The sequence below is a fragment of the Mesorhizobium sp. CA15 genome (assembly GCF_020165215.1).
Taxonomy (GTDB): domain Bacteria; phylum Pseudomonadota; class Alphaproteobacteria; order Rhizobiales; family Rhizobiaceae; genus Mesorhizobium.
Map to the genome: position 1 here is coordinate 59,449 of NZ_JAIUHQ010000018.1, position 12,191 is coordinate 71,639.

Genomic DNA, 12,191 nt, shown 5'->3' on the forward strand with positions numbered 1-12,191 from the left:
CGGGGTCACTCCGCGGCGGCGACGTACTCTGCCATTTCCCAGATCGGCCGCAACTCGACCGTGCCGGTGCTGGACGCGGGGCAGCGCGCAGCCCATTCGATGGCCGTGTCGATGTCGGCTGCCTCGATCATGTAGAAACCTGCCAGCTGCTCCTTGGTGTCGGCATAGGGGCCGTCGAGCACGTTGGTCTTGCCGTCCGCCATCCGCACCGCGGTAGCCGCCTGCGTCGGGCGCAGCCGCTCGCCGGCGATGTACGCGCCGGATTTCTTCAGCGCCTCGGTATAGGCGCCATAGGCTGCGAGCACCTGCTGGGTCTGCTCCTTCGGAGCATTCGCCATCGCGGCTTCGTCATTGTAGATCAAAAGCATGTATCGCATGGTCTTCTCCCGTTTCTTGAGGGCCGCATCGTCGCGTGCCGGCCTATGTCGTGCGGCCTCGGCCGATTTCGACAGGCGCCGCGAGAATCTTTTTTTGCCGCGCCGCTGATGTGCCGGTCGATCGGCTCCTTTTGCCACTCTCAACCATTGGTCTAACGCACGCAATTGCGGGTTGGCATTTGCTTTCCGCCGTCTAAACTCGTCGCGGGCTCGCCGGGAGGGGGCGGATTGCGGGCCGACATTTTCAGGGAGGAAATCGCGATGTTCAATTTCAGGACCAAATCTATTGCCGCCGGCGCGCTGGCCTTGTCGCTCGGCCTTGGCGCCGTGTCGGCCGGGGCGCAGGAATTCATCAATGTGCTCACCGGCGGCACGTCCGGCGTCTACTATCCGCTCGGCGTCGCCCTGTCGGAGATTTACGGCAAGGGCATCGAGGGCTCGCGCACCCAGGTTCAGGCGACCAAGGCTTCGGTCGAGAACCTCAACCTGCTGCAGCAGGGCAAGGGCGAGATCGCCTTTGCGCTCGGCGATTCCGTCAAGATGGCCGCCGAAGGCAATACGGAGGCCGGCTTCCCGGGCAAGCTCGACAAGCTGCGCGGCATTGCCGCGATCTATCCCAATTACATCCAGATCGTCGCCAGCCAGGACTCCGGCATCAAGACGCTCGCCGACCTCAAGGGCAAGAGCCTGTCGGTCGGCGCGCCCGCCTCCGGCACCGAGCTCAACGCGCGCGCCATCTTCGCCGCCGCCGGTCTCAAATACGAGGATCTCGGACGGGTCGAATACCTGCCCTTCGCCGAGTCGGTCGAGCTGATCAAGAACCGCCAGCTCGACGCCACCTTGCAGTCGGCCGGCCTCGGCGTCGCTTCCATCCGCGATCTCGCCACCTCGGTTCCCATCAACGTCGTCGCCGTGCCGGCCGAGGACGTCGCCAAGATCGGCGCGCCCTATCTTTCCGTGGTTATCCCGAAAGGCACCTATGAAGGCCAGACGCAGGATGTCGCGACCGCCGCGGTCGGCAATTTCCTGATTACCCGGGCCGACGTCTCCGACGAGACCGCCTACCAGATGACCAAGCTGCTGTTCGAGCATCTCGACCAGTTGGTAGCCGCCCATGCCGCCGCCAAGGCGATCGATCCGGCCAAGGCGCTGGACGGCATGCCCGTGGCGCTGCATCCCGGCGCGGAGAAATATTACAGGGAAAAAGGGCTGCTGAAGTAGAAAGAGTGGTGCGACTAGCTGAGATGTCTTCGCCAAGCACCCCCCTCTGGCCTGCCGGCCATCTCCCCCGCAAGGGGGGAGATTGGCTGTCGCCGCGCGCTTCGCCAATTGCCGATGTAGCAGGAAGAGCGCCGTCATTGACGCTTCCGATCTCCCCCCTTGCGGGGGAGATGCCCGGCAGGGCAGAGGGGGGTGCCTCGCACTGTCATTCGTTCGTCTTGGAGCCCGTCGGATGAGCGAAGCCAAGCCCGCAACAACAAGCGACGGCAACCCGCCCAAGTTCCATCTTCCCGTCGCCGAGGAACAAGTCGAAGGTCTGCCGCCCGGTTTCGGCGAAGGCCTCGCCGGCAAGGCGGCCTTCCTGGTTGCCGTCGCCTTCTCCGTTTTCCAGATCTACATCGCCGCCTATGGCAGCCTGCCCAGCCAGGTGGTGCGGCCCATGCATGTCGGTTTCCTGCTGCTGCTCGGTTTCGGCTTGATCGCCAATCTGCGCGCCAGGAGCGCCGCGGCGAAGGCGGGCTTCTGGGTGCTTGGCCTGCTCGGCTTCGGCACCGGCCTCTACAACTGGATCTTCTATGCCGATCTCATCCGCCGCTCCGGCTTCCTCACCACGCCGGACCTGATCGTCGGCGCACTGCTGGTGGTGCTGGTCTTCGAGGCGGCGCGGCGGCTGATGGGCCTGCCGCTGGCGGTCATCGCCTTCATCTTCCTCGCCTATTGCTTCGTCGGCAATCATTTGCCGCCGCCCTTCATACATCGCGGCTATGATTTCGCGCAGCTTGTCGACACCTTCGCCTATGGCACAGAAGGCATATACGGCACGCCGGTCTATGTTTCGGCCGCCTACATCTTCATCTTCGTCGTCTTTGCCGCCTTCCTCGAACGGGCCGGCATGATCGCGCTGTTCAACGATTTCGCGCTCGGCCTCGTCGGTTCGTGGCGCGGCGGCCCGGCCCAGGTCTGCGTGCTGTCCTCGGCGCTGATGGGCACCATCTCCGGTTCGGGTGTCGCCAATGTCGTCGCCAGCGGCCAGTTCACCATCCCGCTGATGAAGCGCTTCGGTTTCCGCTCCGCCTTCGCCGGCGCGGTCGAGGCGACCTCCTCGATGGGCGGCCAGATCATGCCGCCGGTGATGGGAGCCGTCGCCTTCATCATGGCCGAGACCCTGAACATCCCTTACGCGGAGGTGGTCAAGGCGGCGATCATCCCGGCGCTGCTCTATTTCGGCGCCTGCTTCTGGCAGGTGCATCTGGAGGCCGGCAAGGCCGGCCTGCACGGCATGGCCAAGACGGAGCTGCCCAATCCGTGGGAGGCGGTCAGGAAGCACTGGCCACTCGTGCTGCCGCTTGCCGTTCTGGTCTATCTGCTCTTTGCCGGCTACACGCCGATCTTCGCCGGCACGATGGGCCTTGCGCTGACCATCGTGCTCATCCTCGGCACGCCGCTGGCAGCGCTGATCGGACCGCTTGCCTTTCGCTTCGTCTTCTGGCTGGCGCTCGGGCTTGCCGCGGCGTCCTTCATGCGCTTCGGCGTCAATGTGCTGAGCCTCGTCATCGCGGCGCTCGTCATCGCCTGCCTCGCCTTCAAGGGCGGGCGCGAGACGCTGCGCATTTGCGTCGACTCGCTTGCCGAAGGAGCCAAGAACGCCCTGCCCGTCGGCATCGCCTGCGCCATCGTCGGCATCGTCATCGGCACGCTGACGCTCACCGGCATCGCCTCCACCTTCATCGGTTGGATCATCTCCATCGGCGAGAACAATTTGTTCCTGTCGCTGGTGTTGACCATGCTCACCTGCCTGGTTCTCGGCATGGGTATTCCGACCATCCCGAATTACATCATCACCTCCTCGCTTGCCGGCCCGGCGCTGCTGTCGCTCGGCGTGCCGCTGGTGGTCAGCCACATGTTCGTCTTCTATTTCGGCATCATGGCGGACCTGACCCCGCCGGTGGCGCTCGCCGCCTTTGCCGCAGCACCCATGGCCAAGGAAAGCGGCCTCAAGATCGGCATCCAGGCGACCAAGCTCGCCATTGCCGGCTTCGTCGTGCCGTTCATGGCCGTCTACACGCCGGCGCTGATGCTGCAGGACGCCGGTCCCATCGCGGCGTCGTTCGGCTATCCCGTCGAGGTCGGCTATATCCTCATCAAGGCCTGCATGGGCATCGTGCTCTGGGGCGCCGCCGCCGTCGGCTTCCTCGCCCGCCGCATGGCCTGGTGGGAGCGTCTCGTCGCGTTCTGCGCCGGCCTGCTGCTGGTGGCCGCATTGCCGCTCACCGACGAGACCGGCTGGGCGCTGGCGTTTGTCTGGATCGGCTGGCACTGGTGGCGCGCCCGCCGGCTGTCCGCGGCCGGGACCGCATGAGCCTGTGCATCCTCGCCGCCGGCAAGACGGTGACGCTTGCCGTCGCCGCCTTCACGCTGTCCTGGACGCATTCGGTGGAACGGACGCGCTGGCAGGAGGATTGGAAAGTGTTGCCGGCCGGGCTGCAGGTCGTTGAGGCGCGGGTCAAGGGCTCCGGCGCCGGCATGGAGCCGCCGGAGGGCTCGATGCTGCGCAGCGGCTGGTGGGTCTATGCGCCGCGGATCGGACCCCAGCCGCGCCTGGTGCTCGCGGCGTCCGGCGCCACCGGGAAGGGTTGGACGCTGTGCACGGCCGCCGGCTACCGCGAATTGGGCGAGACGGCCGGCGAACCCACCGTGCTTGAACCGTGCGACGGCTCGAGCCAGCCGCGGTAGCGCACGATCAGCCCGGCGACCGGGTGCGATATCTCGACATGGAAGCGGAAGCGGCCGTCCTCGACGGTTTCGTACGCGGTCGAGCGCGGACAAAGCCACATCGGCAGCGGCAGGCCGAGAAAGCTCCAGCGGCGCAGCACGAGCGACAGGCGGTTCTTGCCCGCCACCAACGCCATGGCGAAGGTGAGCGGGCCGAAGCGCTCGCAAAGCAGCCGCTCCGATCGGCGACGCCCGGCAAACTGCCGGCTCGAAAAACCGTACGTTGCGAAAGTCCGCGTCCAGGTCTCACCGTGCCCGTCGGCAGCGAAACGCACCTTGACGGGGACATCGGCCGCGCCAGGTGGGAAGCCGGCCATGCGGGCGGCAAGCCGGCTAAGAATGTCGCCGCCGCGTTCGATGCTGGCGCGTCCATTCGCCATTGCCGCTCCCTCATGCATGGCGCGGATTTCAGCCGGAAGGCTTTCCCACGCATCGCCGAGCAGACCGGGATAAAGCGCCTTCCTTTGCCGGTGTCGTCCCTGAAGCCGGTGTAAATCGTCTTGCCGGCGAACGGCGTTTCATAGTCCTCCAGCTCGACGTCGCGCACGGCCGCCCGCGCGCCTGGTGGGGGCATGCGGCCGTCGAGCGCCTTGCGGACGATCGCCGCGACCGCCATGGACGGGATCAGCGGCCCGTCATCGCCCTCGGCCAACAGGTGCCAGGACCGCTTGTTTGGTCTGCCCTCTGCATCTGCGCCGTCGACCTCCACGAACATACCGCCGCGATGCTCGCCCCATGACAGCCGGTTGGTCGCCCAATGCATCAGCGGCGCCAGCGGCGACAGCGACCGCACCAGGCCAGCGCGGACCAGCCAAGCCAGGCCGATCAGCGCCCGGTGCAGCAGCTCGGGCACCGGGCCGGCGCCCATCCAGATCATCTTCGTTTCCGGCCACAACGCCTGCAGCGCGCGCAAATCCGGCACGTCGACCAGCGAGAACAGCGTGTTTCTCAACGGCACGCGCCCGGGCGGCGCGATCGTATAGCGCATCTGCTCGGTGAACGGATAACCTTCGGCCGGTCTGCCGCCCCGCAGCATCTGCACCGGCCGGCCGGCATAGCTTGCAATGGCGCGGATGACGTTCTCGCCGACGCCGGCGAAGGGCGACGGTGCGATGCCGCCGCGGATGCCGTCGACACGCACCATGCCGGCCGAAAGGCGCCGCACGACCGCCGCCGTCAGCACAGGAAAGCTCGACACGCCGGAGAGCACCATTACGCCCGCCGCCTTGGCCGCCGCGTCGAAGGCTGATACCCCGGCGACGAAGTCCGAACCGTCGGCAAGGTCGAGATAGTGGATGCGCGCACCGATACAGGCTTGGACCAGCCGGTAGCGCCCCTCGCCATAGGCCTGGAACGGACCGCTGGCGTCGACCACGATGTCGGGCAGCATGCCGGCGAGTTGCGCGGCAAGGTCGCCGTCGCGGTCGAATGCCGTCGGCACAAGCCTGGCCTCGGTCGCGCCCCGTCCTTTGCAGTAAGCCTCGGCCCTGGCGAGCGACCGGCCGGCGATGATGAGCTCGAGGCGTGGCTCGTTCTCCAGCAATCGGACGATGCGTCCGCCGAAGGTGCCGTAGCCGCCGACGATGAGAAGCTTCATGCCTTGCCCCCAAGCCTGCCGCAACCGCCGTCAGCCGATCAATCGCTCCCGCAACTCGGCCGAAGGTATCTCGCAACTGTCTTTCCGGCCGAACAGCGCGTAGCGGTTCTTGGCGACGCGGTCATAAAGCCAGTCGCGCAGCGGCCGCGGCAGGATGAGCAGCGCCTTCGCGGCGCGCCATGGCCAGCCGAGCGCGTCCATGACCGCGACGAAACTGTCGAGCTTGGAGAAGGCCGCGCCGTCGATGATGGCGAGATTGCTGTCGTAGTCGTCGGTCGGCAGGCCGTGCTCGCGAAACAGCGCCTCGCCGAGCGGCGACTGCGCGGTGGCGAAGCGGAAACGTTTTTTTCGGTCGAGCTTGAGGATAAGCTGAACGAAGCCCGAGCAGAACACGCAGACGCCGTCGAACACGATGAGCGGCTGGCGGGCGTCATAGGCCCGGCGCGGCAAGATGGGACGTTCGGGCAGGTCGGTCATGGCGGCCCCGGCTGCTTGTGACCCCCTTACGCTGTACCAAGGGGGCACTAAGCTAGGGGAGACACTAAGGCAGCCGGCGGCGGCGTCAAAGTCGCGGCGTTGTCGCACGCCAGTTGCCGGCGAGCGTCAACCGCTCGGCGCGATAGGTGGTGGCGCGCTGGTCGGCGGCCGGCCGGCAGATGCGGCCATGGTGGGCTCGTTCGCGGGTCATGATCAGTTCACGCCGACGCCCAGCGAGTTGCCGCGGCGCGCGCAGGCCGGCCCTGGGCCGCGCATGTAATAGCGCTCCGGCCGATAGGTCGGCGCGACGAATTCGCGAATGGCTGCGGCATAGCCGGCGATGTGATTCCAGAAGTTCATTTTACCTGGTCCCTGTCCCGCTTTCGGATGTCCCGTCCGAATTGTTCGAGAGCATAGCGTCGAGGCGTGAATAGTCGGTGAACGTGATGTTAATTTCTGGTCCGAAACACGTTGCTTCGTGGCGGGATTGCGGCTGATTCGGGGTCTTTCGGCGCCTTTCGTCGCGATTCCGCTCCGTGTGACTTTTGCATCACATATGTTTCGTTCCGATGTCGCTTGCGCGCGCATCTGTTTCACGTCCGGCTGGTGACAGGGAATTTCCTTTCGTGCGCCTGGTCGGGCAGGAACCTGTCCCGGAACACGACGTTGACCCCTCAAGGCCGGGGGCGAACCGGCCGTGTTGGCGGCCCTCTGCCGCGCAACTTCCCGACAATGCGAAACATGGAAAGGCAACCGCCATGGGCTTCTTTTCGAAAGACATCAAGACGCTGGACGACCTCTTCATCCACACGCTGCGCGACATCTATTATGCCGAGAAGCAGATCGAGAAATCGCTGCCGAAGATGATCGACAAGGCGACCGATCCGCAATTGAAGGGCGGCTTCGAGAAGCATCTCGCGCAGACCAAGGGTCACATCGAGCGGGTCGAGCAGGTGTTCGAGCTGCACGGCGTCAAGGCCAAGACCGTCAATTGCCCGGCCATCGACGGCATCCTCGCGGAGGCTGACGAAGTCAGCGGCGATGTCGACGACAAGGAGGTTCTGGACGCTGCGCTGATCGCCTCCGCCCAGGCCGTCGAGCACTATGAGATAACGCGCTACGGCACGCTGATCGCCTGGGCCAAGCAGCTCGGCCGCAGCGACTGCGCCAACGTGCTGGCCAAGAACCTCAAGGAAGAAGAGGCGACGGACCGCAAGCTCACCGAGATCGCGGAAAGCAAGGTCAACCTGCAGGCCGCCGAATAGCAGGCCGCGTGGCCAGCCCTCCCGGAACCCAAGCGAACCCCTGTCCGTTGCGATTGAAACCGCATCGCGCAGGAGTTCGCAATGGCACCACGCCCGGCTTGGAAGGGCTATCTCAAACTGTCGCTGGTCACATGCGCCATCGAGCTCACCAACGTCGTGACCCAGGCCGAGAAGGTCTCTTTCCGCATCCTCAACCGCAAGACCGGCAACACCGTCAAGCGCATCTATGTCGATGCGGGCACCGGCAAGCCGCTTGAAGAGGGCGACGAGGTCAAGGGCTATGAGGTGAGCGACGGCGACTTCGTCCATATCGAGGAGGACGAGATCGAGGCGGTGCAGATCGAATCCTCGCACACGATGAGCCTCGACGGCTTCGTCGAGAAATCCTCGATCGAGCAGATCTACCTCGACACGCCCTACTATGTTTCCCCGGCGGACGAGGTGTCGCAAGAAGCCTTCGCCGTCATCCGCGACGCGATGGCGGCCAGGAAGATGGCGGGGCTTGCGCGCATCGTGCTTTATCGGCGCGAGCGGCCGGTGGCGATCGAGCCGCTCGGCAAGGGCATGGTGCTGACCACCTTGCGCTACGACGACACGGTGCGCCGGCCGGCGACGGTGTTCGAGGACATCGCGGCGGCGAAGACCGACAAGGAGATGATCGACCTGGCCCAGCACATCATCGACGGCAAGAAGACGAAGTTCGACCCGTCGAAATTCGACGACCGCTACGAGGAGGCGCTGCTTGAGCTGATCCGCGCCAAAAAGGCGGGCAAGAAGGCGCCCAAGGCCAAGGCGCAGCCAAAGCCGTCCAATGTGGTCAACCTGTTCGATGCGTTGAAGAAGAGCCTGAACGCGGAAGGCGGCGGCAAAGCCGGCAAGGCCACATCGAAAGCGGCGGCCGGGAAAAGCAAGAGCAAGGCCGCGCCAAAACGCAAATCCGCATAGGAGGATGGCGGCATGGCCGGCCTCGAGCAGTATCACGCCAAGCGCGACTTCAAGAAGACCGCCGAGCCGGCCGGCAAGGTCGGCAGGCAAAAGCAAGGCGGCGGCATCTTCGTCGTCCAGAAGCATGCCGCCACGCGGCTCCATTATGATTTCCGGCTTGAGCATGACGGCGTCTTGTGGAGCTGGGCGGTGACGCGCGGCCCGAGCCTCGATCCGCATGAGAAGCGGCTGGCCGTGCATGTCGAGGATCACCCGATCGACTACGCGTCCTTCGAAGGCACCATTCCGAAGGGCCAATATGGCGGCGGCTCCGTGATCGTCTGGGACGAAGGCAAGTGGACGCCGGATGGCGATCCGGCCAAGGGCATGAAGAAGGGCCATATCGACTTCGAGCTCGAGGGCCACAAGCTCAACGGCCGCTGGCATCTGGTCAGGCTGCGGCCCCGCCCGGGCGAGAAGCGCGACAACTGGCTGCTGATCAAATCCGACGATGCCGCCGCCCGGCCCGGCGAGGATGTTCTCGAGGAGGAACCGAAATCGGTGAAGTCGGGCCTGACCATCGAGGAGGTGGGCGAAGGCAAGACCGCCAGGGGGCAGACACCGAAAGTCTGGCAATCCAACAGGCCGGCTGCCGCCAAGACCAAGGCCGGGCCTGGCAAGCGTCTCGAATTCATCGAGCCGCAGCTGGCGACGCTGGAAAAGGATGCGCCCGCCGGCGAGGACTGGCTGCATGAAGTCAAATTCGACGGCTACCGCATGCAGGCGCAGATCGCCGGCAGCGAGGTCAGGCTGCTCACCCGCGCCGGTCTCGACTGGACGGACAAATTCGATGGTCCTGTCACCGCTGCGCTTGCCAGGCTGAAATGCCGCGACGCCATCATCGACGGCGAGATCGTGGTTTTGGCCGACAGCGGCGTGTCATCCTTCCCGTTGCTGCAGGCGGACCTGTCGGCCCGACGCGCCGACCGCTTCGTCTACTATGTCTTCGATCTGATGCGGCTCGACGGCAGGGACCTGCGCCCCGAGCCCTTGGTCGAACGCAAGCAGGCGTTGGCAGAGCTGCTGGGCCAGCAGCCCGACCATTCGGCGCTGCGCTTCAGCGACCATTTCCACGAGCCGGGCAAGGTCATGCTGCAGCATGTCTGCCGCATGGGCCTGGAAGGCGTGGTGTCGAAACGCGCCGACGCGCCCTACCGCAGTGGGCGGGGGCTCTCCTGGATCAAATCCAAATGCACGCTGCGCCAGGAATTCGTCATCGGCGGCTATCTGCCCTCGGACAAGACCGGGCGCGGCCTGCGCTCGCTGCTGGTCGGCTTCAACGAAGGCGGCAAGCTGCACTATGCCGGCCGTGTCGGCACCGGCTTTTCCGGCAAGGTGATGACGGATTTGAAGAAGAAGCTCGACGGCCTCAAGGCGACGGCCTCGCCGTTCTCGGCCGCCGTGCCCAAGGGCAAGGGCCTCACCTTCGTCAAGCCGGAACTTGTCGGCGAGGTGGAGTTCCGCAGCTGGACTTCCGACCGTATAATCCGGCACGCCTCGTTCCAGGGGTTGCGCGAGGACAAGCCGGCGGAGGAAGTCGTGCAGGAACAGCCGAAGAAGGCCGAAACCGGGGCGAAGCCGGGTGCAAAGACCGCGCCGAAACCCTCGGCCGGAACGGCGAAGACCTCGATCAAGCTCTCGCATCCCGACAAGCTGCTATGGCCCGACGAAAAGGTTTCCAAGCGGGACCTGCTCGATCATTACGCGCTGGTCTGGCCGCGCATGGCAGAATTCGTCGTCAACCGGCCGCTGAGCCTGGTGCGGGCACCGGACGGCATCCACGGCCAGCGCTTCTTCCAGAAACACGCCTCGCCCGGCATGAGCGACAAGATCGCCAGGATGAACGATCCGACCGACGGCGAGGAGATACTGTTCATCAAGGATTTCGACGGGCTGGCGGCGCTTGTCCAGTACGGCGTGGTCGAGGTGCATATCTGGGGCTCGACGATCGATAAGCTGGAAAAGCCGGACCAGATCATCTTCGATCTCGATCCTGACGAAGGCGTCGATGTCGGCCGCGTGCGCGAGGCCGCGCTCGACATCCACGAGCAGCTCAACGAGCTGTCGCTGCCGAACCTGGTCAAGACCTCAGGCGGCAAGGGCTATCACGTGTTGGTGCCGCTGAAGCCGTCGGCGGAGTGGGACGAGGTCAAGGATTTCGCCCATGATTTCGCCCGCGCGCTCGAGCAGGCCGCGCCCGACCGCTACACGGCGACGCTGTCGAAGAAGGCGCGCGCCGGCAAGATCTTCGTCGACTATCTGCGCAACGGCAGGGGCTCGACCACCGTCGCGCCCTATTCCTCGCGCGCCAAGAAGGGCGCGACGATATCGATGCCGGCGACCTGGCCGGAGATAAAGAAGGGCCTGGCGCCGAATGCGTTCCCGCTTGGGGATGCTTCCACGCTGGCACAGCTGAAGAAGGCCGATCCGTGGAAGGAGTTCTTCAAGCTGGGGAAGCCACTGAAGCGGGGGTAGGTTTGCGTGGACGGCAGAGCCGGCAAAGCCGCGATCCTTCGCGCCCCCCTCTGGCCTGCCGGCCATCTCCCCCTCGAGGGGGAGATTAATCGCTCAGCCGGTTTCGCCAATCTCCAACGTTGCAAGAATGGCGGAGCGCCAGAACTGCCAATCTCCCCCCTTGAGAGGGAGATGGCCGGCAGGCCAGAGGGGGGCGCCTCGCGCCGACATTGCGAAGGTATCGCTTGCGCGTGACCCTACGCCAGAAACACCCGCTCAAACTCCTGCTTGCCCGTCGGCGAGAACACCACGGCGCGGCTGTCCTTCTCGCGTCGCGCCCATTTCTCGGCGATGATCTTGTCGAGGATGGCCGCACCAAGCGTGCCGGCGAGGTGCGATCGCCGCACGCTCCAGTCGAGGCAGGCGCGGCAAACCGGCCGCCGCGCCTTGACACCGGTCTCGATACCGAGCGCGGAAAAATGCGAGGCGCCGGATGGCGAGAGCCTGATCTGGTTGTCGTCGCGCAGCAAAAGCTTCCTGTCGAGCAGCCGGTCGAGCATCGTAACCGCCTGCTCGCCGGCCAGGTGATCGTAGCAGACTCGCGCCACGCGCATGGCCGCGTCGCGCGGTCCCGGCCGCACGCGCTTCGGGCCGACCGCTTCGGCGACGCCGATGATCGCCTCGATCATGCCGGCCACCTGCGCGCCGGCGAGACCGTAATAGCGGTGTCGGCCCTGGCTGGCCAAGGTCAGCAGGCCGCCATCCATCAGCTTCGACAGATGCGAGGAAGCGGTGGGCAGCGACACGCCGGCTTCCAGCGCCAGTTCCGACGCCGTCAGCGCCGTACCGCCCATCAGGGCGTTCAGCATGTTGGCGCGGGCCGGGTCGCCGACCAGGCTGGCGATGCGGGCGATGTCGGGTCCTTCACGCATGGTTCGATCCTCATCGAAGCATTCCTGTCAGGGAAGCACTATTCTGCGGTCGGCTCAAGCAGCGCGGCAAACTCTCCTGGCAGGAGAATGCCTAGCACAAAGGCGCAAGCGA

At 65.5% G+C, this 12,191-nt stretch carries 12 protein-coding genes and 1 pseudogene; 6 read left to right on the forward strand and 7 right to left on the reverse strand.

Annotated features, from left to right (window positions below; all coding sequences use genetic code 11):
- Positions 1 to 5: 5 nt before the first annotated feature.
- Positions 6 to 377: a YciI family protein gene (locus LB515_RS23730; RefSeq protein ID WP_140847080.1), complete on the reverse strand. Its 372-nt coding sequence runs from the start codon at positions 375 to 377 to the stop codon at positions 6 to 8.
- Between the two features lie 261 nt (positions 378 to 638).
- On the opposite strand from LB515_RS23730, the gene LB515_RS23735 reads away from it, so the two are divergent.
- From LB515_RS23735 to LB515_RS23745, 3 genes are all read left to right on the forward strand, one after another.
- On the forward strand, positions 639 to 1,598 hold the full coding sequence (locus LB515_RS23735) for a TAXI family TRAP transporter solute-binding subunit (protein ID WP_224630090.1): 960 nt from the start codon (positions 639 to 641) through the stop codon (positions 1,596 to 1,598).
- A 232-nt stretch (positions 1,599 to 1,830) separates the two neighbouring features.
- Positions 1,831 to 3,957 carry a TRAP transporter permease gene (locus tag LB515_RS23740; RefSeq protein ID WP_224709148.1) on the forward strand — a complete coding sequence of 709 codons (2,127 nt, stop codon included), beginning with the start codon at positions 1,831 to 1,833 and terminating at the stop codon, positions 3,955 to 3,957.
- The gene (locus LB515_RS23745) at positions 3,954 to 4,331 is read left to right on the forward strand and encodes a DUF1850 domain-containing protein (protein WP_224709149.1); all 378 of its coding nucleotides are present in this window, start codon (positions 3,954 to 3,956) and stop codon (positions 4,329 to 4,331) included. Before LB515_RS23740 ends, LB515_RS23745 begins: the two co-directional genes overlap by 4 nt.
- On the opposite strand, the gene LB515_RS23750 is transcribed toward LB515_RS23745, so the two are convergent.
- The 5 genes and pseudogenes from LB515_RS23750 to LB515_RS23765 form a co-directional block, all read right to left on the reverse strand.
- Positions 4,256 to 4,768: a DUF4166 domain-containing protein gene (locus LB515_RS23750; RefSeq protein WP_318012645.1), complete on the reverse strand. Its 513-nt coding sequence runs from the start codon at positions 4,766 to 4,768 to the stop codon at positions 4,256 to 4,258. The genes LB515_RS23745 and LB515_RS23750 overlap by 76 nt on opposite strands.
- 866 nt (positions 4,769 to 5,634) lie before the next feature.
- Positions 5,635 to 5,967: pseudogene (locus LB515_RS23755) on the reverse strand (saccharopine dehydrogenase NADP-binding domain-containing protein); the annotation flags it as partial.
- Between the two features lie 30 nt (positions 5,968 to 5,997).
- The gene (locus LB515_RS23760) at positions 5,998 to 6,444 is read right to left on the reverse strand and encodes a thiol-disulfide oxidoreductase DCC family protein (RefSeq protein ID WP_224709150.1); all 447 of its coding nucleotides are present in this window, start codon (positions 6,442 to 6,444) and stop codon (positions 5,998 to 6,000) included.
- Between the two features lie 85 nt (positions 6,445 to 6,529).
- Complete coding sequence (locus LB515_RS28210) at positions 6,530 to 6,655, reverse strand: hypothetical protein (protein WP_263481806.1); 126 nt, start codon at positions 6,653 to 6,655, stop codon at positions 6,530 to 6,532.
- Between the two features lie 2 nt (positions 6,656 to 6,657).
- Entirely contained in the window at positions 6,658 to 6,804 is a 147-nt protein-coding gene (locus LB515_RS23765) for a hypothetical protein (RefSeq protein WP_095770181.1), read from the reverse strand.
- Between the two features lie 398 nt (positions 6,805 to 7,202).
- On the opposite strand from LB515_RS23765, the gene LB515_RS23770 reads away from it, so the two are divergent.
- The 3 genes from LB515_RS23770 (at position 7,203) to ligD (ending at position 11,168) form a co-directional block, all read left to right on the forward strand.
- Positions 7,203 to 7,709: a ferritin-like domain-containing protein gene (locus LB515_RS23770; protein ID WP_095770182.1), complete on the forward strand. Its 507-nt coding sequence runs from the start codon at positions 7,203 to 7,205 to the stop codon at positions 7,707 to 7,709.
- Positions 7,710 to 7,790: 81 nt separating this feature from the next.
- Complete coding sequence (locus tag LB515_RS23775; protein WP_224526179.1) at positions 7,791 to 8,654, forward strand: Ku protein; 864 nt, start codon at positions 7,791 to 7,793, stop codon at positions 8,652 to 8,654.
- Between the two features lie 12 nt (positions 8,655 to 8,666).
- Positions 8,667 to 11,168: a DNA ligase D gene (gene ligD, locus LB515_RS23780; RefSeq protein WP_224709151.1), complete on the forward strand. Its 2,502-nt coding sequence runs from the start codon at positions 8,667 to 8,669 to the stop codon at positions 11,166 to 11,168.
- A gap of 236 nt (positions 11,169 to 11,404) precedes the next feature.
- Here ligD and LB515_RS23785 read toward each other — a convergent pair whose 3' ends face one another.
- Positions 11,405 to 12,079: an ArsR/SmtB family transcription factor gene (locus LB515_RS23785; protein WP_224709152.1), complete on the reverse strand. Its 675-nt coding sequence runs from the start codon at positions 12,077 to 12,079 to the stop codon at positions 11,405 to 11,407.
- Positions 12,080 to 12,191: the final 112 nt, after the last annotated feature.